Genomic DNA, 20,081 nt, shown 5'->3' on the forward strand with positions numbered 1-20,081 from the left:
GGACACCAGCGCCGCTATTCCCTCCAAAATGACTCAAAAACGGCCTCAGACAAGTAAATAAAGCCTCTCAGGTCCGTTAGCCCGGGAAATTACGCTATTTCCCGCATATAGCGGCTCTCAGGTCCGTTAGTCCAGCCGCGGCGTTACTCTGGATCGAATCTACACCAATATAGGCATCCACACCGCACCGGATCTTCACTGAATCGCGTTTACACCGGAATCGGGTCTTCACCAGCATCGTGCCTATACCGGCATTGCATTTGCACAGGCATCGCGTTTACACCGGAATCGCGTTTACACCAGCATCGGCGTCACCCAGCGCATCATCGCCGGCGTTACCCAGGCCTCGAAGCCGGAGATCCCGAGCACAAGGAGCGCCATGCCGAGCGACAGCGCCGTGTAGAGCGCAAACGGCCGGGTCACGGCGATGCGCCGCTGGCTGAGGACACGGCTGCGAATCATCAGCAGGGAAAAAGCGATCGCCGCGGCGCTGCAAACGAGCAGCACGGGAATGAGCACCAGGTTATGCGGCGCGACGGAGACGAGCGCGAACAGCATGCCGTGCCAGGAATATTCGCTGACCAGGCAGCCGACGGTAAAGCCGATTAGCACGCCCTTCAGAAAATCCAGAATCAGAATGCCCGGCAGTCCGATGACGGACAAGCCGAGAATCCAGATCAGCCCGATCCACTTCAGATTCAGGGCGGCGATGCTCCAGTAATGATCCGGCGCAGCCGGCAGACCTTGCTGATCCACGGTTACAAAGAAATTGCCCAGATAGTCGCCGAGCTCCTGCTGCTGATCCAGCGTCAGTGCGCTGACAATGAGCGCCCCGAACACCACTCCGACCAAAAAGAGCACCGCGACAAAAATATACAGCGGCGTCTGTTCCTTCATCATCTGTCTTAACGTGCGCACACTCCAGCGACCCCTTTCCCCTCACATGTTAAACCATATGAAAGAAAACGGCGCGCTATGACTTGTCCCGGGACTAGCCGGAAGATTTACCAGGACAAGCCTGTCATCATACGGTGAAAAATAAAGAGCCGGGCGAAAAACACCCCGGCTCCTTCCCTTTAATCCTTGATCACTTTGCCGTACGCGCCCCCGCCGCCGGCGGACAGCTCCAGCCGGCCGGTGCGGGCCAGCAAAATCTGCTCGGCCAACACGGGCCCGCACACGGCGGCAAGCTCCGCTTCGCCGGCTTGATGCAGGATGTTCATCTCCGTGCCGAAGGCGGCCAGCAGCGCGTTCATCTTGGCTGGACCCAGCCCCGGAATAAACTCCAGCGGAATCTGGTAGTTATACGGAGGGCGATGGGTGGGGACCACCGGCTCCCGCCGGTCGGCGATGTCGAGAATCCGGTCCAGCACGCCCTGCACCAGCTTGGCGCTGCCGCAATACGGGCAGCGCCCTATGGCGGCGTAATCCTCGTCGATGATGCTGCCACAGCTTTCGCAGTAGGTGCGGTGGTACTTGCCAAGCCGCGGGTTCAGCCCGTAGTTGGCGCTCACCCTGCGTCCGCCCTCGCGGGCCAGCGCAAGGCGCAGCTCGGCGAAGGAAGGACGGGCCATCTCGATGACATTGTATTCACGGCCGATCTTGCCGAGCGAATGGGCATCCGAATTGGTCAGGAAGCTGAATCCGTCCAGCTCGGAGATATAACCTGCCATCTCCGAGTCGGCGCTTAAGCCCAGCTCTATCGCGGCAATCCGCGCGGGGTCGAAAATCTCTTCCAGTCGGCGCGCCGAGCAGCCGTACAGCCCTTTGTGCGGCGTAAAAATATGCGCCGGAATCAGCAGCCCGCCGCGGGCGCAAATTTCATCCTGCAGCTCGCAGGCCGGCGCGTACAGCCGCTGCGAGCTGAGGTTCACGTTGCGCATATGCCGGCCCATCCAGCGGCTGAAATCCTCCATCGCCTCCAGGTCGGGCATAAACGCGAGTACATGGCATTCCTTGCGACCCGGCTCACGGATTTCAATTTCCGAACCGAGCAGAATCGTCGTCTCCCGATAGGCGACGCCGCCTCCTTCCGCCAAGGTCATATCCCCCGAATCCAGCGAAGCTTTAATATCGTCCAGCACGCCAGGCGAATGGCAATCGATGATGCCGATCAGCTCGATGCCCTTGCGCACCGCCGCTTCGTGCGCGATGTTCGCGAAGGTCAAATTGCGGCTGCCGCTGATTTTGACCGGCTGCCCCGCCGTTGTCCGCCCGATATGGATATGCAGGTCGCAATAATAGCCGCGCAGCGTGTCCATTACTTCCATTGCCCTGTGAGCGTGTACAGATGCCAGGCGTAAACCGCCAGGATCGTTTTGGCGTCCGCGATCCGGCCGTCGGCGATATATTGGTGCGCTTCCTCCAGCGTCAGCTCCGATACTTCAAGAAACTCGTCTTCATCCAGCGCCATTTCGCCCGGCTGCGCGTTCTCCGTCACATAAAGATGAATGATCTCGTCGGCAAAGCCCGGCGAAGTGTAGAACGATCTCAGCAGCTTCAATTCTCCGCTGTGAAAACCGGTCTCCTCCTGCAGCTCGCGGCCAGCGGCCGCCAGCGGATCTTCGCCCGGATCAAGCTTGCCCGCCGGGATCTCCACCTCGGTGCGTCCCATCGGCTGGCGGTATTGCTCCACGACCAGCATCCGGTCGCCGTTCAGCGCAAGTACGGCCACCGCGCCGGGATGTTTGACCACCTCGCGGGTCGCCGTATTGCCGTCCGGCAGCCGGACGGTATCGACCTGCAGGGTGATGATTTTACCGGAGAATACCGGCTGGGTGGACAACGTCTCCTCGTCTAGCAGCGGATTATGATACGCGTCATTATTTTTCATAGTTTCAGGTCTCCTTTGGCTCAGTTCTGCATAGGGTGTATTATAGCAAACTTCAGGGGAAAGAAGGAATGTGGCAATGAAACACCTCAAGCAAACCGCAAGCGCATCGGCTGTCGTCTGGGTCGGCACCCCGGAACAAATCAAAGCGAATCTCTCCGCATGGATCAACCGGTACGGACGGGATATGCCGCTTTCCTATATCCTTTCGCTGGCTGCGAACCCTCCGGCCTCCCGGGTGAAAGCCGGGTAACGCGCCTTATATTTTGCTCTATGGATAAAAAATCCATTCCGACTTTCGAAGATGTCGGCAAATTTTCATGCATTGTAAAAAAGGAGCCGCCGCCGGGTTCTCCGGCGCTCGGCTCCTTTAATGATGCGGTTATAGGCTAGTTGACGCTTTCCTTGACGATGGCGACGACAAGGCCGGCCACCTTGACCAAATCCGCCGCTTTGATCCGCTCTTGGGTCGTATGGATATCCTCATATCCGATGGAAAGGTTCAGCGTCGGCACCTTCAGGCCATTGAAAATGTTGGCGTCGCTGCCGCCGCCGGTCGGAAACAGCTCCAGCTGGAGCCCTTCGGCAGCAATGGCCCGGGAGGCCAGCTTCACGATCTCATCCTGCTCGTTAAAGCTGTACGCCGGATAGGCGATTTCGCAGCGGAATTCGCATTCCGCGTTGTAATCCCGCACGGTCGTCTCCAGCGCTTCGCGCATGGAAGCGATTTGCCGGTCGATTTTATCCTGAACCGTGCTGCGCGCTTCCGCATCGATCTGCACCAAATCGCAAACGACGTTCGTTGGGCCGCCGCCGGCGAATTTGCCGATGTTCGCTGTCGTATCCTTGTCGATGCGGCCCAGTTTCATCGCCGAGATGGCCTTGCTTGCCACCTGGATCGCGCTGATGCCGTCCTCCGGATTGACGCCGGCATGCGCCGATTTGCCTTTGATCACCATTTGTATCTTCGCCACGGAAGGCGCAGCGACGGCGATTCCGCCGACGGCCCCGCCGCAGTCCAGCGCAAAGCCGAATTCGGCGTCCAGCATCTCCGGGTTCATCGCCCGGGCGCCCATCAGGCTGGATTCCTCGCCGACGGTAATGACAAACTGGATTTGCCCGTGCGGAAGATTCTGCTCCTGGATCACCCGGATGGCTTCAAACAGCGCAGACAAGCCGGCTTTGTCGTCCGCCCCGAGAATGGTCGTGCCGTCGCTGCGGATCCAGCCGTCTTCGCCGAGCGAGGGCTTAATATTTTGACCGGGAACCACGGTGTCCATATGGCAGGTGAACAGCAGCTTCGGTGCGTTTACGCCGCGGGTCGCCGGCCAGGTTACGAACAAATTGCCCGCGCCGTGACCGGTGCGCTCCTGGGAATCGTCCTCGGTTACTTCAAAGCCAAGAGCGGTAAATTTGCCCTTCAGCACATCATTGATCTTCCGTTCGTTGCGGGTCTCGCTGTCCACCCGGACAAGCTCGAAAAACTCCTGGACTAGCCGTTCCTCTTTAATCATCATGCTTTCCTCTCTTCCGCTAATAAGTTACAATAGACTTAAACTAAACCTGAAGGAGCCACTCATGCAACGTCGAAAATGGTTTCGCATCTTCATTTATGTCATGCTGCTCGCAATGATCGCCTCCACGCTGCTGGTTGTCATCGAACCTTTCATTGCCGGCTGATCGCCGTCCCCATACGTCAATAATAGCGCCCGGGCCTGCCCGGACGCTATTTGTCTTGTACTCTATCCTCTATTATAGCTTTCCGCTGTACCGGTAGGGGAACCGCCCGAGAAAATAGGGGATCAACTCCTCGGCCACCCCGGCGACGTCCCTCCGGCTTCCCGTACATTCTTCCAGCGAAGTTACCCCATAATCCCGGATGCCGCAGGGGATGATGCCGGCAAAACCCTCTTCGCCCAGCCCGGCGCGGATATTAAACGCAAACCCATGGCTGGTCACAAAACCTTTGCGGGTTTTGCTGCGGTTGAATTTGACGCCGATGGCACAGATTTTAGCGTTCCCTACCCATACCCCGGTATATCCGGACTTTCGCGTTCCCTGAATGCCATAGGACCCCAGATAGTCGATAATGACATCTTCGAGCCGCCGCAAATAGCCGTGCAGGTCGACCCGGCCGTCTTCGCCGAGCCGCAGCAGCGGGTAGCCGACCAGCTGGCCGGGGCCATGGTATGTAATATCGCCGCCCCGGTCGATCTCGAACAGGGCGATGCCCTGCTGCCGGAGCTGCTCCGCGCTCAGCAGGAGATGCTCGGGACGGTTCTGCGACCCGATGGTGTAGGTGGGCGGATGCTGAAGCAGGAGAAGTCGCTCCGCCGCCGTTCCGGCGTCGATCTTCGCTACGGTATCCTTCTGTAGCTCCCAGGCCGCGCCGTACTCCATCATGGGTTCATAGGATATTTCCAGCAAACGGGGTTCGACAGACTCCAACTCCAGCACCTCCTACGGTTTTATCAATAAAGTTTGGTATCCGGCGTATAGCTCTCGATATTATCCTTCACGCGCTGCAGGAACCGGCCGCAAATGACGCCGTCGAGAATCCGGTGATCCAGCGACAAGCAAATGTTGGCCATCGAGCGCACGGCGATCATGTCGTTGATCACGACCGGCTTTTTGACGATCGATTCAAAGGTTAGAATGGCCGCTTGCGGATAGTTGATGATCGGATAAGACAGGATCGAGCCGAACGAGCCGGTGTTGTTCACCGTAAAGGTGCCGCCCTGCATATCGTCGAGGCGCAGCTTGCCTTCGCGGGTCTTCTGGGCTAATTCGTCGATCTCGCGGGCCAAGCCGGCGATGTTCTTCTGGTCGGCTTTCTTGATCACCGGCGTCATGACGGAGTCCTCCGTACCGACGGCCAGCGATATATTGATATCGCGTTTGACGATGATTTTATCCACCGCCCACACGGAGTTCATGATCGGATAGTCTTTGATCGCACTGACGACCGCCTTCATCATAAACGCCAGATACGTCAGGTTGATGCCTTCCTTGCGTTTAAAGTCGTCCTTCAGCTTGTGGCGCAGCTGCACCAGATTGGTCATATCGACCTCGATCATCGTCCAGGCATGCGGAATTTCCGACACGCTTTGGCGCATGCGGGTTGCGATCGTATTGCGGATCGGCGTGACGTCGATCAGATACTCCGAGCTGCTGCCCTGGCCGCTCTCGACCTCAATGGTCGGGATGCGCGGCGATTCGCTCAGGTGCAGGCCGGAATGACGCACCGGCTCCAGCATTTCCTTGGCCGCAGCCGGCGGGATCTGCAGCGCCGGCTGCACGGACGGAGCCGCTGAAGGCGCAGCCGGCTGGGCGGCCGCAACTGCCGTGCGTACAGGCCGACGGTTTGCAGCGCCGCTCTCGATGTAGGCCAGCACGTCTTTACGCGTGATGCGGCCGCCGAGACCTGTGCCGGACACGGCCGTCAGGTCGATGTTATGCTGCTGGGCCAGTGTCTGCACCGCCGGCGAGTAACGGGCGCGCATCGGGGCGTCCGCGTCGGGCGCGGTGCCGGCCGGTACCGTGCCATACGCCGCCTGTGTAGCAGTGTGGGCGAAATCGGCATCCGCGGATGCCTCGCCGGCCGGGGCGCTGCCGCCGGCAACGGGGACAGCGATGCGGGCGATGACCGCTCCGACGCTGACTGTCTCCCCTTCCTCTACCAGCAGCTCCACGAGCGTGCCGTCCACGGTGGACGGCAGCTCGGCGTTGACTTTATCCGTAATCAAATCGCAGAGCGGTTCGTATTGTTCGACGGTATCCCCCGGCTTCTTGAGCCATTTGCCGATGGTCGCAGACACCAGCGACTCCGCCAGCTGCGGCATAATCACATCGGTTAGCTTTCCTTGTTCGGACATGTTGTCACTCCTTTGCATAGTACCTATCAATACTCAGCCAAACGGAGCATTTCCGCTTTGACTTTATCTTTGCTCAGCATAAAAAACTTCTCCATTGGCGGGCTGATCGGCATTGCCGGCACATCCGGTCCGCACAGGCGGAAGATTGGCGCATCCAGCTCGAAGAGGCAATGCTCGGCGATGATCGCAGCCACTTCCGCGCCCACACCGCCGGTTTTATTGTCTTCATGGATGATCAGCACCTTGCCGGTTTTTCGCGCCGCCGCAATAATGGCATCCTGATCGAGAGGCTGCAGCGTGCGCAGATCAAGCACATGCGACGTGATGCCTTGCTCCTTCTCCAGTTCCTCGGCTGCCTGCATTGCAAAATGCAGCGGCAGGCTGTAGCCGATCACCGTAATATCCGCGCCTTCGCGCAGCAGGTTCGCTTCCCCGATCGGCACGGTGTAATCCGTCTCAGGCACGTCTTCCTTGATCAGCTTGTAGCATTTTTTATTCTCGAAAAAGAGCACCGGATCGGAGTCGCGCACCGCGGATTTGAGCAAGCCTTTAGCGTCGTACGCCGAATAAGGCGCAACGATCTTCAGGCCCGGGGTTCCGAAGAAGATCGATTCCGGACATTGGGAATGATAAAGTCCGCCGAAAATCCCGCCGCCGATCGGCGCGCGGATGACCACCGGACAATTCCAGTCATTATTGGAGCGATAGCGGATTTTGGCCGCTTCGCTGATGATCTGGTTCGTCGCCGGCAGCATGAAGTCGGAATACTGCATTTCGGCAATCGGCTTCATGCCGTACATTGCCGCCCCGATGGCCACGCCGGCAATCGCCGACTCCGCCAGCGGCGTATCTAGCACGCGGTCCGCGCCGAACTGCTCCTGCAGTCCTTTGGTCGTCGTGAACACGCCGCCCTTGACGCCGACGTCCTCGCCGAGCACGAACACCGAATCGTCGCGCTCCATTTCTTCCTTCATCGCCAGCCGGATGGCATCGATATATTCCATCATCGCCATGGGTTAAAAGCCTCCCTTGTGGTTCGATTCATCGTATACATGCAGCAGCGTGTCTTCCGGATTCGGGAATGGCGCATTTTCGGCATAGGCGATCGCTTCCTTCAGCTCCAGATTGCACTCGGCAATCAGGTCGCGCTCCTGCTCCTCGCTCCAGAGGCCCTGTTCGACCAAATAGTTGCGGTATGCGGTGAGACCGTCTTTTTTCCAGTTCTCTTCGACTTCTTCCTTCGTCCGGTAGGCCAGATCGTTGTCCGAAGTGGAGTGCGGGGAGAGCCGGTACATCATCGCTTCGATCAGCGTCGGGCCTTCGCCCGCCAGCGCCCGCTCGTGCGCTTCCTTCACGACCCGGTACACTTCCAGCGGATCGTTGCCGTCCACCCGGATGCCCGGAAAACCGTAACCGAGCGCCCGGTCGCTGACTTTGCCGCCGAGCTGCTTATGGGCCGGGATGGAGATCGCATACTGGTTGTTTTCGCACATGATAATGACCGGCAGTTTGTTCACCCCGGCAAAGTTGCACGCTTCATGAAAATCGCCCTGGTTGCTCGAGCCTTCGCCAAACGTCACATAGGACACGAACGGCTTCTTCTGCATCTTGGCCGCCAGCGCAAAACCGACCGCATGGGGAACCTGGGTTGTTACCGGACTAGAGCCGGTTACGATCCGCAGCCGTTTGCTGCCGAAGTGGCCCGGCATTTGCCGGCCGCCGCTGTTCGGGTCTTCCGCCTTGGCGAACAGAGAGAGCATCAATTCGCGCATCGTCATGCCGACGCTGAGCACGAAGGCATAATCGCGGTAGTACGGGAGAAAATAATCGTTTTGCCGGTCGAGCGCAAACGCCGCAGCCACCTGCGCCGCCTCCTGGCCGACGCCGGAGACATGGAAATTGATTTTGCCGGCCCGCTGCAGCAGCAGGGAACGCTCGTCGTATTTCCGTCCCATCACCATATATCTGTACATATCAATGGCCTGACCGTCGCTGAGTCCGAGCCGCTGATGTCTGCTTCCGGTTTCTACAGTACCTTGGGATTCCATAGGGAGGTACCTCCTGAAATTTTTTTATTAAAGCCTGATTCTGATTAGTACCCTCGTTGAAGTGTATTCATTAATCATCTGATATTATAACCAGGTACTAAGACCTGAGAACATTATAATCCTTTTCCGCAAAAAAAGAAACGCCAAGAAATGCCGGTATGGAGCCGTTTGAACGCTTGACGCGGCCTTAAGCTCCATTCCGCATTTCCTGACGGAACCGCGCCTGATGCTAAAATCTGATTACGCTAAAATCCGATTGCTTTTCCATCCACCGCCAGCATCGCTTCGCCGATGACTTCCGACAACGTCGGGTGCGCGTGAATGGCTTCGCCGATCTCCCAAGGGGTGGCGTCGAGAATTTGCGCCAGCGCCGCTTCGCCGATCAGATCGGTGACATGCGGGCCGATCATTTGCACGCCGAGAATGTCGCCGCTGTTTTTATCGGCAACCACTTTAACAAAACCGTCCTTCATCCCATAAACAATGGCTTTGCCGATCGCGGAGAACGGGAACTTGCCGATGGCGACTTCATGGCCGCGGGCCGCGGCTTCTTTGGCGGTCAGACCGACGCTGGCCACCTCATGCCGGGTATACACGCAGCGCGGAACGAGATGGGTGTGATACGGATGCAGCGGCTCGCCGGCCAGGTGGTTGACCGCGCGGATGCCTTCATGGCTGGCCGCATGCGCGAGCTGCAGCCCGCCGATGACGTCTCCGATCGCATAGATATGCGGCTCGGTGGTCTGCATGTTGTCATTCACTTGAATGACGCCGCCCCCGAAACGGATATCGGTATTCTCCAGCCCGATATTCTCGACATTGCCGACCCGGCCGACCGATACGAGCAGCTTGCCCGCTTCCAGCGTCTGCCGCTCGCCGCCTTTGATGGCCTCGATCGTTACGCCTTCCGCCGAGACGCGGCAGGACGAGGCGTCGACCGTCGTCCCGGTCAGCACCTTGACTCCACGTTTCTTGAAGAGGCGCAGCAGCTCGCGAGCCACTTCTTCATCCTCTTGGGGCAGCAGTTGATCCGCCGCTTCCACCACCGTGACCTGCACGCCGAAATCGGCGAGCATGGATGCCCACTCGACGCCGATGACGCCGCCCCCGACGATGATCATGGACGCCGGCAGTTCTTCCATCTGCAGCGCTTCCTCGCTGCTGAGGATTTTATCGCCGTCCGGGGCAAGGCCCGGCAGCACCCGCGGACGCGAGCCGGTGGCGATGATGAGGTTTGTCGGCACGACGGTCTCCATCTCGCCGTCTTCCAGCTCCACCGCCACCGCGCCGCTGCGCGGGGAGAAGATCGAAGGACCGGTAACGCGCCCTTTGCCCTTCAGGACCTGGATTTTATTTTTGCGCATCAAATACTGCACGCCCTGATGGAGCTGCTCCACCACGGCTTCCTTGCGCCGCTGTACCTTCGGGAATACGAGCTTTACGCCCGATGTTTCGATGCCGTAGCTTTCGCTTTCATTTATCTCCGCGTAGACCTCCGCGCTGCGCAGCAACGATTTGCTGGGAATGCAGCCGCGGTGCAGGCAGGTTCCGCCGAGTTTGTCCATTTCGATGACGACCACCGATTTGCCGAGCTGGGCCGCGCGGATCGCAGCCACATAACCACCGGTTCCTCCGCCGAGTATCGCCACGTCACAGGATATTGTCATGATATGTATCCTCCAGTCTTGCTCCTAGGTTGTACTTAACCTTACCCATTGTACTCCCTTTTGGCCCGAGCACAAAACTTACGAATGTCATATGGAAGGAAAGAAAATGAAAAAACGCCCCTTGGAGGGGCGTTTTTTACGTTCAGTTTTTCTGATAGTGGACCATTACATCGAAGGTCCCGTCCCCGGAGGTAAATTTCACCTCAACCAGTTCCTCTTTGTTAAGCGCTTTCAAGAAGGTGTTGACTTGATTCTCGACAATGGATTTGTCGCTCCCGGAGAACAATTTAACCAAATTTGTTTTTTCCATACTTTACCCCTCCCCCTAATTTTGCTTTTCGACACTTAGGAAGTTTTTTCCTCCTGCCCACAGCCGTTTGTCACAAATCTGTATCAATTATCAAGCCTATTCCGCAGAGCGGCTTTCGCAGGGCATTAACATTTTCTCCGCGCCGTTCGTGGACTTTTCCTGATTAAAACGTTATCATATTGCTGAATAGCGGGATGGAGAGGAGAAGGGAAGCTCATGAAACTGATGATTTCACGCTTCATTGCCATTCTGATTTTGGTCATTCCCGGCCTCTTGGCCATGACGGGGTTTCTGATGATGAAGGATGACGTCTTCAATTACATCTCCATGCACGGAGACAATACGGCGACGCCGGACTTCGCCTGGCTGCATTTCGGCGGCGGGTTGTTGCTATTTCTGGCCGGCATGAGTTTCCTGGGCGGCTGGATACTGACGAGAGACCGTAAGAAGAATTATGTCGGACCGCGGTTCAAGGAGAAGCGAAAAGCCGAACATGCCCCCAATCACGCAGAAACGCCGTAAAGCCGAACTCATATCAACGCCGCAGCCCCACGTTGTGGGGTTATTTTATGCGGTAAATTTCAAGTTAACCGGTAACCTTTGGCGCCGGACGGGACACTTCTATAGTAGAACATAGGAAAAGAGGTCCGGCATGTATACAGTTTGGGTGGAGAAAGCGCAGCAAGGTGATCGTGAGGCGTTCGGGCAGCTGGCGGCACATTTTCAGGGAATGGCGTATGCGGTGGCCTATGATCTCCTGCGGGATACGCATTTGGCGGAGGATGCCGTGCAGGAGGCGTTTATCGCGGCTTTTGCGGATATCGGCAAGCTGCGGGAGCCGGCGGCGTTTCCCGGTTGGCTCCGGACGATCGTGACGAGGCAATGCCGGCGGACGCAACGGCGTAAGGCACCGGTTTTGCTATCCTTGGAGGAGACGGCGCACCGGTCGCTGGTCTCTCCCGATACGGCGGAGATCGCCGAACGCCACGATTACGCGCGAACTTTGCAGCAGGCGGTTGCCGCGCTGGGCGACAGACTTCGGGTGCCGCTGCAGTTGTTTTATTTTTACGGCTATTCGCTGCAAGAGATCTCAGCATACCTGAACCTGCCTGTTTCTGCGCTCAAAAAAAGGCTGTTCGACGGCCGCCGGAAGCTCAAGGCCGCCCTTCCCGTCCGCAATCTTGCTTCCATGTTCAACGATCTTGATGAAGGAGGCACAACCATGCTGCATATTGTCAATGGCGACGTGGTAGGCAACATGCTGAAATCCGGCATCGTGCAAGGCGATGTCCTGGTCTGGCGGGAGATTTACTCGGCGGGACCGAACTTCGTCAATCCGGCAGGTGACGCGGAACGCGCTCTGCGCGCCAAAGCACTGGAGAAGCTGCTGGGTATTCCGGCAGAAGAGTATACGGCAGCCTGCAGGGAGCAGGAAAAAAAGCTGCGCGACTTTAGCCGCTACGATGAAATCGTGCTGTGGTTCGAGCACGACTTGTTCGACCAGAGCATGCTCGCCTATCTGCTGCATTGGTTTGATGGGCAAAAGCTAAGGGGCACGAAGCTTAGCCTGCTCTCGATCGGCGAATTTCCCGGCATCACGCCGTTTCATGGCTTAGGCCAACTGACGCCGGCGCAGCTCCAGACCTTGTCCGGCACGTGGCGCAGTATCGGGCGAGCCGAGCTTAAGCTGGGCAGTGCATTGTGGCAGGCGTACACCGACCCTGACCCGATGAGAATGGCGGAATGGCTGGAACAGGAAAAAGAGTTGCTGGCTGCCTCTGCCCTTCCGTACGCCTACGAGGCGTTTCAGGCCCATCTGGCGCGTCTGCCTGGACTGGAAGATGGCCTCGGCAGCGTGGAACGCGAGACGCTTGAAGCAGTGCGGCGCGGCGCGGATACGCCGCTGGAGCTTTTTCGCCGGGTAACGGATGCCTTGCCGGTGCTTGGGCTGGGGGATCTCGAATATTGGAGCATGCTTCGCGGGCTGGTACAAGGGACGGATGCGCTGCTTGCCATTGAGGGAGTTACCGCCGGTGCCGGTGCAGAGGAGCAGGCGGGTGACTTCCGGCAGGTGGAAAACTTTCTGAAACGGCGGGTGACAATGACCACGCTGGGCGAGCAGGTGATGAATGGTTTGGCGGACCGGGTCACGCTGCAAGGCATCGACCGGTGGTACGGCGGCGTGCATCTGCAGGGCCGCTCCGTGCCTTGGCGCTGGGATCAGGCAACACGGATGCCGGTACGGATGTGACCCACGATCTTAAAATAAGGCGGCAGGCCTAATTGGCACATGATCAGCCTCCGCACTCCTGAGGCCGGCTCCGTCTGACCGCATTCGTCTCTGGCTCCTCGTGCCAACCCAAAAAAAGACCTCCCCGCACTTAATGTGCAGGCCGAGGTCTTTTTTTTATCCCGTTACATTGATTTGCTGCATTTATTCGCCGCCAGCCAGCGAACTGCGTCCATGCACCAAGTCGCTGTACAATCCGCCCTGCCGCAGCAGCTCCTCATGGGTTCCCTGCTGGACCAGCCTCCCGCCCTTCAACACCAGAATGCGGTCTGCTGCGCGAATCGTGCCCAGCCGGTGGGCGATGACGAAGCTGGTTCTGCCTTTCATCAGCGTCTGCAGCCCTTCCTGGATTTTGATTTCCGTCACGGTATCGATGCTGCTGGTCGCTTCGTCCAATACCAGCATCGACGGGTTGGCGAGTATTGCCCGGGCAATGGCCAATAGCTGCTTCTGTCCCTGGCTGATGCCGCTGCCGTCCACGGAGAGCATCCGGTCATAGCCGCCTCGCATCCGCATAATAAAAGCGTGGGCGTTGGCCAGCTTCGCCGCTTCCTCCACTTCTTCATCCGTCGCGTCCAATCGGCCGTAGCGGATATTTTCGCGGACCGTGCCCTTGAAGAGAAACGTCTCCTGTAGTACAAAAGCGGTATGGCTGCGCAGGCTCTCCCGGCGGATCGTCTTCATGTCCCGGCCATCCAGCGTAATTTCGCCCTGATTCGGCTCGTAGAAGCGCGATAGCAGGCCGATCAGCGTCGTTTTGCCGGCCCCGGTCGGCCCGACAAGGGCGATCATCTCGCCCGGCTTGGCTTCGAAGCTGATATCCTCCAGCGTATTTGCGGAGCCGTCGTAGGAAAAGGACACCTGCGAGAATTTCACCGCACCGTCCACCTGCTTCAGATCGACCGCACCCGTCTCGTCCTTCGCTTCCGTATCCTCGTCGAGCACCTCAAATACCCGCTCTGCCCCGGCAATCGCCGAGAGCAGCGTGTTCCACTGGTTCGCCAGATCGTTGAGCGGACGCGTGAACTGGCGGGTGTATTCGGTAAAAGCAATAATCACCCCGACCGTCACATGGCCGTGGATCGCCAGCAGCCCGCCGGCGCCGGCCACAATCGCAAAGCTCAGATTGTTCAGCCCGTTCATCAGCTTCGGAATAAACCCGGAAATCGACTGCGCCCAGTAGCCGGAGAGCATGATCCGGACATTCCGCTCGCGGAAGCCGGCAAGGACGCGTTCTTCCTGCGAAAAAGCTTTAATGATCCGCTGCCCGCTTAGCGTCTCCTCAATGTAGCCGTTCAGTTCCCCGATGTTGCGCTGCCGCTCCTTGAACAGCGGCCCCGTCCGCCGCGTAATCCAGCGCATGCCCAGCGTCATCAGCGGCACGACGATAAAGGTCAGCAGCGTAAGCAGCGGGCTCAGCCACAGCATCACGCCGATGGTGCCGACCAGGGTCAGCACGCTGGAGAAAATTTGAATCGCCGAGCTGTTCAGCGTGGAGCTGATATTCTCGATGTCATTGGTCAGCCGGCTCATGATTTCGCCCTGCTGCCTACGGTTGAAGAAGGAAATCGGCAGCCGGTGCAGATGCGCGAACAACTGCGTCCGCATCCGGTATACCGTCTCCTGGGCAATTTCGATCATCCAGATATTTTGCAGCCAGGAGCTGAGCGCGTTCAGCGCATATACCGCTCCCAGTGCTCCCAGATACATTCCCCACGCCCGCCCGCCCGGGCCTTCCAGGAAACGGTCCACGGCCCGGCTGATCAGATACGGACCCAGGAGACCCAGCGCCGAGCTTACCAGCACCATCGCAAGCACAAGCGCCAGCTTCGCCCGGCGCTCCGCCAGATAACTCCAGATCCGGCCCAGTGTGCCCCGCCAGTTCTTGGCCTTGGCCTTTGGTTTCCGGCCAGACGCGGAACCGAAGCTTCGCCCTTCGCCGAGCGTAAACTCTGGCCGCGGATGTTGAAACGGCTCAATGAGCGCCTTGAACATGCTGTGCCCCTCCAATCTGCGATTCGTGTATCTTCCGGTAGAGCGGTGAATGCTCAAGCAGCTCTGCATGCGTGCCCTGGGCAATGAGCCGCCCTTCATCCAGCAGCAGAATCCGGTCGGCGGACATGGTAGAGCTGATCTTCTGCGTAATCAGGAAGGTGGTGCAGGACAACTTCTTCAGCTCGTCCAGCAGCCGCCCTTCCGTGACCGCGTCCAGTGCGCTGGTGCTGTCGTCGAGAATCAGGATCGCCGGCCTGCGCACCAGCGCCCGAGCGATGGTCAGCCGCTGCTTCTGGCCGCCGGACAGATTGACGCCCCGCTGCCCGAGCTGCGTCCCGTAGCCTTCGGGGAGGGCAGCAATCGTCTCGTGGATCTGGGCGGCAGCGGCGGCCTGCTCGATCTCCGCCTGCGAGGCATGCTCGTTGCCCCAGGCGATATTTTCCCGTACCGAGCCGGTAAAAAGCAGCGCCTCCTGCGGCACATAGCCAATCGCCCGGCGCAGCCGTCCGACATCCCGGCTTCTGCTGTCCTCGCCGTCGATCCGAATCACGCCCGTATCGGGTTCATACAGCCGGGGAATAAGGCTGACCAGCGACGACTTGCCCGAGCCGGTGGCGCCCATGATGGCTACCCGTTCGCCCGGCGCCGCGCTGAACGTGATGGCATCCAGCGCGGCGATATCGCTCTCCGGGTAAGCGAAGCCAACCCGCTCAAACGCCACGGCCCCGCGAATGGCTGCCGTTGTCTCTTTCGCCTCCGCCCGCGCAGCTTCGGCCGGTACCGACTCCGCAAAGCGGTCCCCGGCAGCAAGCACTTCATCCAGGCGCTGCGATGAAGCCAGCGCCCGCGAGAAGGTCGCCATGATTGAAGACAGTGCGGACATCGCGCCGATCGTGCGCAGCGAGTAGTTGATCACGGCTACCGTCTGGCCGATGGACGCATCGCCGGCAGAGATCTTGATCCGGCCGTACCAGAGCACGGCGACAATCACCGCATTGACGACCAGCGTAATGAGCGGAGCCGTCGTTTCCGTCAGCCGCAGCGCGGCGATGCTCGCTTTCATCAGGTCGCCGCCGGCTTTGCCAAACCGGCCGATTTCATGCGCCATCCGCACGAATACGCGAATCAGCCGCAGGCCGGTCAGATTTTCCTGGATGACGCCGTTGACGTTATCCAGCCGGGTCTGGACGCCGCGAAACAGCACGGACGCCCTGCGCATCATCCAGAGGAGAAACAGCATTAGCGGAGGAAGGGCAACGACCAGCAGCAGCCCCAGCCGAACATGCACCACCAGCGCCATAATGACACTGCCGATGACGACCAGCGGCACGCGGGACATAAAGCGCAGCCCCATGAAGACGGTATCCTGCAGCTGGGTTACATCGCCCGTCAGGCGCGTAATCAGCGAAGAAGCGGCGAACCGGCTGAAGGCGTCATACGAAAGCGCCTGCACTTTTCCATACACCTTGTCCCGCAGGTCCAGCGCGAATCCCTGACTCGTATGGGCCGAAAAAAAAGAGCTCAGCACGCCTGCGCCAAACGCTACCAATGCGCTTGCCGCCAGCACGCCGCCCCACAGCCATACCACCTGATTGTTCCCCGCCTTAATGCCCTCGTCGATCATTTTCGAAATTAAAAAGGGCTGCGAAAGCTCCACGGCCAGCTCGATCAGCATCATCGCCAGCGCCATGATCGCTGCAACCCTGTATTTATGCAGATAGGCTAACACCAGTTTCATCTCTCTCGCCCCGTTCGCTTATTCATAGAGCGCTTCGCGCAGCCGCGTGGACATCGTCGAAGCCTGTCCGCTTTTTAGGACCGCCCGCCTCAGCGCTTTATTGCTGCGTTCGAGTTCCGCCATTTCCGCCAGCATGTCCTCCATCAATGCTAAAAATTCCGGAGGGCAGCCTTGTTCTGCCTGCACAACATTCATTTTTTCTTTAAAAAACTCCGCTCTTTCGGACATCTGTCGGTTCCTGCCTTTCAGCCATAGTCCCATTTATTATACCACATGTTTTCACTGGCGACTTTCGGCACGAATATGATAATCTAGTAAGGTCGAATTTTTCGGAGAGCCGATGATACCAGCCGACAGGCGAAAGGATAGATGGACGTGGCACAGTTGTTTTTCAAATATGGGGCAATGAACAGCGGCAAATCAATCGAAATTCTCAAGGTGGCGCACAACTATGAGGAACAAGGCAAGTCGGTGCTGATCTTTACGCCTTCCATCGATAACCGCGATGAGGTCGGATACATATCCTCGCGCATCGGACTGCGCAAACAGGCGATTCCGATTGACGAGACTACGGACATCTACGGAATCGTCAGCAGCAGCCTGCCGAAACCCCACTGCGTGCTGATCGACGAATGCCAGTTTCTCCACAAGGATTGCATTCTCCAGCTGGTGCGGATCGTCGATGAATTGAACATTCCGGTCATGGCGTTCGGGCTCAAAAACGATTTTCAGAACAACCTGTTCGAAGGCAGCAAATACATGCTCATCTATGCGGATAAAATCGAAGAAATGAAAACGATCTGCTGGTTCTGTGAACGCAAGGCGACCATGGCGCTGCGCGTCGAGAACGGCAAACCGGTCTACAGCGGCAAGCAGATTCAGATCGGCGGAAATGAAGCGTATTACCCGGTCTGCCGCAAATGCCACAAGAACCCTCCGTTGTAATTTCCCACAAATTTTGCAAAAAAAAAAAAAAAAGCATTCCGCGCGCGGGTTAAGCCAATCTTTGCCCGTCGCTGCGGAATGCTTTTTTGATGTGTAAAATCTCGATTATCTCAGGGCTTCCAGCGCCCTGTGTTCATTTTCCCTGCTGACAAAAATCTCGTGCTGCACCGCCGTTTTCCCGCCATAATGCGCCCGGTGCGTCGTGCCGCGGCTGCCGCCGCCGATGCGGGAACGATGCGGGATGCCGGCCGCAGCCAGCTTCTGCTTGACCCGGAAATATTGCCCCTGATCAAAGGTGGCAAGGATCAGTGTCCTCTCGCTTGGAATAAAGAAATGCCAGATGCTTTTCAAAACACTCATCCGCGTCCCTCCTCAACCCGTGCGCTCCCTGCTACTCAATTTTGCTCGAGTACCGCTCCCGCAGCACATGGATATGGTGGCGTTCGTGGCCGATAATGAGGCAGGCTTTCGCCCGGACCGACATCGGGCCGCCGCAGACCGTTCCCATGCGCGTCCATGCGGATTCCGGCAGGCTGTCCAGCAGGGCCAGCGTCGATTCGCGCGCTGCTTTGTATTGGCGCAGAGTCTCAACAATGGACAACCGGTCAAACTCGGCATTGGCAGCATAATCTTCCTCATCATAGCAGGGCATATTCGCTTGCTCGCCTCTGGCAATCGCCAATAGCCGGTAGGACATGATCCGCTCATTGTCGGTCAGATGACCCAGCACGCCTTTGATGCTCCATTTTCCCGGTGCGTAGCGATGTTCGGCTTCCGATTCTGATAATCCCGCAGCCCAAGCGTAGATTTTAGCGGTCTGCTCGCGCAGTAAATCGACAAGTTCGCCTTCCGCGGGCACCAGCGAAATGTACTTTTCCTGGCTTGGTTGATACTCATTTGACTCCGGACGATTGCTCATGAAATAGCCTCCCCATTTTCCAATTTTCATCAGAGCAGCTGGCGAAAGATGTAAAAACAAAGAATAAAATGTTATTGTTGTATTCTAGTTCATTCGGTATAATATTGGCAAGATTAACAAGATTTCATCCGTTTGCTACTGGGAGTGTAGGCATGATTGATTTTGCTGTATTCGTAGTAATGTCGGTGCTGGAAAGCTCTGCGGTATTTTATCTGGCATTCAAAATATTCAAGATCGATCTGTATCCCAAGGAGATTGTTTTTGCCGGAATAGTCATGGCCTTTATTTCTTACGTTTTGCGCAATACATACCAGTTGTCCGAAATAGATGTCATTGTTCAATTTGCTTTGATGATCTGCTTTATATGGCTTTTGTTTCGTATCCATTTATTTTACGCGATTATCATGACCGGAATGTGCTATCAGCTCTACATGCTGATTCAGTCATTGCTTTTTCTTCTTATGGAGTCTCTGGGCATTTCTGATTTTCGGTTCCATCATATTACCATCGGCATCTATCTGCTGCAGGTATTTAACGTTGCCGGAGCTTCTGGCATTGGTTACTGGGTCGGCAAGAGACGTAAAGGGTTCGACTTTATTCCGGATAAACCCGATGAGAAAATTCATATCGGAACCCAGGAGAAGGTTTTGTTTATCCTAAGTTTCCCTTCGGTGCTCGCCGTGTTGATTATGCTTCGCCTGGCGCAAAACAACTCCAAACTCTTTTTCTGCGTGCCATTGTTCTATGCTTTGATCCTGTTCGGCTATTTGATTCTTTCAAATAAGAAGAACCGAGGTGATGATTTTGGACAACCTGGCTCTTAAAATTTCACTCGCGATCAAACGCAGCAATCCTGATGAAACCGCATCCGTTGAGGTTATGCAGTATGCGCTGGGAATCCTTTTGAATACGCTTATAACATTTATTTGTTCCATACTGATCGGATTATTGCTTCATCAGTGGACCGCGACATTGCTCTTTTACATATGCTTCACCTTGCTTCGCATTTGTTCCGGCGGTTTTCATCTCAAAACTGCGCTGGCCTGCAATATTGTCACCACGCTGTTATGCACGGTTACTCCGTTCGCGTTTCACCCAACAGGCTACGTCCTGCTTGTTTTAAATATCTGTAGCTTGCTGATTATGCTGCTTTTTGCACCAAATCCTGACTCCAATACTCATATTCCGCTCAGGTGGTTCCCAGCCCTGAAACTGACATCTATAGCATTCATTGGACTAAGCTTTCTGATTGGATCGTCTGTCATTGGATTGGCATTTTTTGTCCAGTCCTTAACAGTAATACCTTGGAAAGGGGGGTTCTCGCGATGAAAGCATACGTTGCCAAAAAAGCTTCTTCCGCTCTTCAAGCTTCCGCCCGTTTGTTTGCCACTGTTGCCAAGTTAGGGCTGCACAGCCCGGAAGCACCGAAGGAACTGCGGAAGTAATTTAACAAGGATGGGGAAA

23 protein-coding genes are annotated in these 20,081 nt (G+C 57.1%); 8 read left to right on the forward strand and 15 right to left on the reverse strand.

From position 1 onward, the window contains the following. Positions 1-294 precede the first annotated feature (294 nt). The 3 genes from spoIIM to BMW84_RS09115 all read right to left on the reverse strand — a co-directional run bounded on the left by spoIIM (position 295) and on the right by BMW84_RS09115 (position 2,833). Positions 295-918, reverse strand: a complete 624-nt coding sequence (spoIIM, locus tag BMW84_RS09105; protein ID WP_091066893.1) for a stage II sporulation protein M — start codon at positions 916-918, stop codon at positions 295-297. A gap of 158 nt (positions 919-1,076) precedes the next feature. Beyond that, positions 1,077-2,261: an endonuclease Q family protein gene (locus BMW84_RS09110; protein WP_091066895.1), complete on the reverse strand. Its 1,185-nt coding sequence runs from the start codon at positions 2,259-2,261 to the stop codon at positions 1,077-1,079. After that, a complete protein-coding gene (locus BMW84_RS09115; RefSeq protein WP_091066898.1) occupies positions 2,261-2,833 on the reverse strand; it encodes an NUDIX hydrolase in 573 nt (190 codons plus the stop codon). The genes BMW84_RS09110 and BMW84_RS09115 overlap by 1 nt, the downstream gene beginning before the upstream one ends. Before the next feature lie 76 nt (positions 2,834-2,909). On the opposite strand from BMW84_RS09115, the gene BMW84_RS24745 reads away from it, so the two are divergent. Beyond that, positions 2,910-3,083, forward strand: a complete 174-nt coding sequence (locus BMW84_RS24745) for a hypothetical protein (protein WP_175498712.1) — start codon at positions 2,910-2,912, stop codon at positions 3,081-3,083. A 136-nt stretch (positions 3,084-3,219) separates the two neighbouring features. Here the strand turns inward: BMW84_RS24745 and BMW84_RS09120 are convergent, their stop codons facing one another. Then, positions 3,220-4,344: a M20/M25/M40 family metallo-hydrolase gene (locus BMW84_RS09120; RefSeq protein ID WP_091068210.1), complete on the reverse strand. Its 1,125-nt coding sequence runs from the start codon at positions 4,342-4,344 to the stop codon at positions 3,220-3,222. A 64-nt stretch (positions 4,345-4,408) separates the two neighbouring features. On the opposite strand from BMW84_RS09120, the gene prli42 reads away from it, so the two are divergent. Further along, complete coding sequence (prli42, locus tag BMW84_RS09125; RefSeq protein ID WP_091066900.1) at positions 4,409-4,510, forward strand: stressosome-associated protein Prli42; 102 nt, start codon at positions 4,409-4,411, stop codon at positions 4,508-4,510. A gap of 72 nt (positions 4,511-4,582) precedes the next feature. Here prli42 and lipB read toward each other — a convergent pair whose 3' ends face one another. The 6 genes from lipB to BMW84_RS24450 all read right to left on the reverse strand — a co-directional run bounded on the left by lipB (position 4,583) and on the right by BMW84_RS24450 (position 10,730). Beyond that, a complete protein-coding gene (gene lipB / locus BMW84_RS09130; RefSeq protein ID WP_302848092.1) occupies positions 4,583-5,278 on the reverse strand; it encodes a lipoyl(octanoyl) transferase LipB in 696 nt (231 codons plus the stop codon). A gap of 23 nt (positions 5,279-5,301) precedes the next feature. Next, positions 5,302-6,705: a dihydrolipoamide acetyltransferase family protein gene (locus BMW84_RS09135; RefSeq protein WP_091066902.1), complete on the reverse strand. Its 1,404-nt coding sequence runs from the start codon at positions 6,703-6,705 to the stop codon at positions 5,302-5,304. Positions 6,706-6,731: 26 nt separating this feature from the next. Continuing rightward, a complete protein-coding gene (locus tag BMW84_RS09140; RefSeq protein WP_091066905.1) occupies positions 6,732-7,718 on the reverse strand; it encodes an alpha-ketoacid dehydrogenase subunit beta in 987 nt (328 codons plus the stop codon). Between the two features lie 3 nt (positions 7,719-7,721). After that, positions 7,722-8,753, reverse strand: coding sequence for a thiamine pyrophosphate-dependent dehydrogenase E1 component subunit alpha (locus tag BMW84_RS09145; RefSeq protein ID WP_091066907.1), 1,032 nt, complete (start codon positions 8,751-8,753; stop codon positions 7,722-7,724). A 245-nt stretch (positions 8,754-8,998) separates the two neighbouring features. Further along, positions 8,999-10,420, reverse strand: a complete 1,422-nt coding sequence (lpdA, locus tag BMW84_RS09150) for a dihydrolipoyl dehydrogenase (RefSeq protein WP_091066910.1) — start codon at positions 10,418-10,420, stop codon at positions 8,999-9,001. 142 nt (positions 10,421-10,562) lie between these two features. Beyond that, positions 10,563-10,730, reverse strand: coding sequence for a sporulation protein Cse60 (locus BMW84_RS24450; RefSeq protein WP_139209600.1), 168 nt, complete (start codon positions 10,728-10,730; stop codon positions 10,563-10,565). 216 nt (positions 10,731-10,946) lie between these two features. Between BMW84_RS24450 and BMW84_RS09155 the strand changes: the two genes are divergently transcribed. Further along, on the forward strand, positions 10,947-11,252 hold the full coding sequence (locus tag BMW84_RS09155; protein WP_091066911.1) for a DUF2627 domain-containing protein: 306 nt from the start codon (positions 10,947-10,949) through the stop codon (positions 11,250-11,252). A gap of 130 nt (positions 11,253-11,382) precedes the next feature. Continuing rightward, positions 11,383-12,981: a sigma-70 family RNA polymerase sigma factor gene (locus BMW84_RS09160; protein ID WP_091066913.1), complete on the forward strand. Its 1,599-nt coding sequence runs from the start codon at positions 11,383-11,385 to the stop codon at positions 12,979-12,981. A 183-nt stretch (positions 12,982-13,164) separates the two neighbouring features. Here the strand turns inward: BMW84_RS09160 and BMW84_RS09165 are convergent, their stop codons facing one another. Genes BMW84_RS09165 through BMW84_RS09175 form a run of 3 tightly spaced genes read right to left on the reverse strand, consistent with a single transcriptional unit; the run spans position 13,165 to position 16,981 of the window. Beyond that, a complete protein-coding gene (locus BMW84_RS09165) occupies positions 13,165-15,015 on the reverse strand; it encodes an ABC transporter ATP-binding protein (RefSeq protein ID WP_091066914.1) in 1,851 nt (616 codons plus the stop codon). Then, a complete protein-coding gene (locus BMW84_RS09170) occupies positions 14,996-16,753 on the reverse strand; it encodes an ABC transporter ATP-binding protein (protein WP_091066917.1) in 1,758 nt (585 codons plus the stop codon). The genes BMW84_RS09165 and BMW84_RS09170 overlap by 20 nt, the downstream gene beginning before the upstream one ends. A gap of 18 nt (positions 16,754-16,771) precedes the next feature. Further along, positions 16,772-16,981 (reverse strand): hypothetical protein, encoded by a 210-nt coding sequence (locus BMW84_RS09175; protein WP_091066918.1) that lies wholly within the window; start codon positions 16,979-16,981, stop codon positions 16,772-16,774. Between the two features lie 147 nt (positions 16,982-17,128). Between BMW84_RS09175 and BMW84_RS09180 the strand changes: the two genes are divergently transcribed. After that, entirely contained in the window at positions 17,129-17,698 is a 570-nt protein-coding gene (locus BMW84_RS09180) for a thymidine kinase (RefSeq protein WP_091068215.1), read from the forward strand. A 105-nt stretch (positions 17,699-17,803) separates the two neighbouring features. Here the strand turns inward: BMW84_RS09180 and BMW84_RS09185 are convergent, their stop codons facing one another. Both BMW84_RS09185 and BMW84_RS09190 read right to left on the reverse strand, forming a co-directional pair. Continuing rightward, entirely contained in the window at positions 17,804-18,058 is a 255-nt protein-coding gene (locus BMW84_RS09185; protein ID WP_091066921.1) for a hypothetical protein, read from the reverse strand. 31 nt (positions 18,059-18,089) lie between these two features. Continuing rightward, a complete protein-coding gene (locus tag BMW84_RS09190; protein ID WP_091066922.1) occupies positions 18,090-18,617 on the reverse strand; it encodes a DinB family protein in 528 nt (175 codons plus the stop codon). A 152-nt stretch (positions 18,618-18,769) separates the two neighbouring features. On the opposite strand from BMW84_RS09190, the gene BMW84_RS09195 reads away from it, so the two are divergent. The 3 genes from BMW84_RS09195 to BMW84_RS24455 are packed head-to-tail and all read left to right on the forward strand — an operon-like array spanning position 18,770 to position 20,062. After that, positions 18,770-19,441, forward strand: coding sequence for a hypothetical protein (locus BMW84_RS09195; RefSeq protein WP_091066925.1), 672 nt, complete (start codon positions 18,770-18,772; stop codon positions 19,439-19,441). Continuing rightward, complete coding sequence (locus BMW84_RS09200; protein WP_091066927.1) at positions 19,416-19,946, forward strand: accessory gene regulator ArgB-like protein; 531 nt, start codon at positions 19,416-19,418, stop codon at positions 19,944-19,946. Before BMW84_RS09195 ends, BMW84_RS09200 begins: the two co-directional genes overlap by 26 nt. Further along, positions 19,943-20,062: a cyclic lactone autoinducer peptide gene (locus tag BMW84_RS24455; RefSeq protein WP_139209602.1), complete on the forward strand. Its 120-nt coding sequence runs from the start codon at positions 19,943-19,945 to the stop codon at positions 20,060-20,062. The genes BMW84_RS09200 and BMW84_RS24455 overlap by 4 nt, the downstream gene beginning before the upstream one ends. The last annotated feature ends 19 nt before the right edge of the window (positions 20,063-20,081 follow it).

The sequence above is a fragment of the Paenibacillus sp. NFR01 genome (assembly GCF_900111565.1).
In the GTDB taxonomy this organism is placed as follows: Bacteria; Bacillota; Bacilli; order Paenibacillales; family Paenibacillaceae; genus Paenibacillus_AQ.

Coding starts and splice junctions, on each gene's coding strand:
- BMW84_RS09185 (WP_091066921.1), bottom strand. CDS start 18,058: ATGAGTGTTTTGAAAAGCATCTGGCATTTCTTTATTCCAAGCGAGAGG.
- BMW84_RS09110 (WP_091066895.1), bottom strand. CDS start 2,261: ATGGACACGCTGCGCGGCTATTATTGCGACCTGCATATCCATATCGGG.
- BMW84_RS09140 (WP_091066905.1), bottom strand. CDS start 7,718: ATGGCGATGATGGAATATATCGATGCCATCCGGCTGGCGATGAAGGAA.
- prli42 (WP_091066900.1), top strand. CDS start 4,409: ATGCAACGTCGAAAATGGTTTCGCATCTTCATTTATGTCATGCTGCTC.
- BMW84_RS09200 (WP_091066927.1), top strand. CDS start 19,416: ATGATTTTGGACAACCTGGCTCTTAAAATTTCACTCGCGATCAAACGC.
- BMW84_RS09155 (WP_091066911.1), top strand. CDS start 10,947: ATGAAACTGATGATTTCACGCTTCATTGCCATTCTGATTTTGGTCATT.
- BMW84_RS09195 (WP_091066925.1), top strand. CDS start 18,770: ATGATTGATTTTGCTGTATTCGTAGTAATGTCGGTGCTGGAAAGCTCT.
- BMW84_RS24450 (WP_139209600.1), bottom strand. CDS start 10,730: ATGGAAAAAACAAATTTGGTTAAATTGTTCTCCGGGAGCGACAAATCC.
- BMW84_RS09115 (WP_091066898.1), bottom strand. CDS start 2,833: ATGAAAAATAATGACGCGTATCATAATCCGCTGCTAGACGAGGAGACG.
- BMW84_RS09135 (WP_091066902.1), bottom strand. CDS start 6,705: ATGTCCGAACAAGGAAAGCTAACCGATGTGATTATGCCGCAGCTGGCG.
- BMW84_RS09160 (WP_091066913.1), top strand. CDS start 11,383: ATGTATACAGTTTGGGTGGAGAAAGCGCAGCAAGGTGATCGTGAGGCG.
- BMW84_RS09190 (WP_091066922.1), bottom strand. CDS start 18,617: ATGAGCAATCGTCCGGAGTCAAATGAGTATCAACCAAGCCAGGAAAAG.
- BMW84_RS09120 (WP_091068210.1), bottom strand. CDS start 4,344: ATGATTAAAGAGGAACGGCTAGTCCAGGAGTTTTTCGAGCTTGTCCGG.
- BMW84_RS09170 (WP_091066917.1), bottom strand. CDS start 16,753: ATGAAACTGGTGTTAGCCTATCTGCATAAATACAGGGTTGCAGCGATC.
- BMW84_RS09145 (WP_091066907.1), bottom strand. CDS start 8,753: ATGGAATCCCAAGGTACTGTAGAAACCGGAAGCAGACATCAGCGGCTC.
- BMW84_RS24455 (WP_139209602.1), top strand. CDS start 19,943: ATGAAAGCATACGTTGCCAAAAAAGCTTCTTCCGCTCTTCAAGCTTCC.
- BMW84_RS09165 (WP_091066914.1), bottom strand. CDS start 15,015: ATGTTCAAGGCGCTCATTGAGCCGTTTCAACATCCGCGGCCAGAGTTT.
- lpdA (WP_091066910.1), bottom strand. CDS start 10,420: ATGACAATATCCTGTGACGTGGCGATACTCGGCGGAGGAACCGGTGGT.
- BMW84_RS09175 (WP_091066918.1), bottom strand. CDS start 16,981: ATGTCCGAAAGAGCGGAGTTTTTTAAAGAAAAAATGAATGTTGTGCAG.
- BMW84_RS24745 (WP_175498712.1), top strand. CDS start 2,910: ATGAAACACCTCAAGCAAACCGCAAGCGCATCGGCTGTCGTCTGGGTC.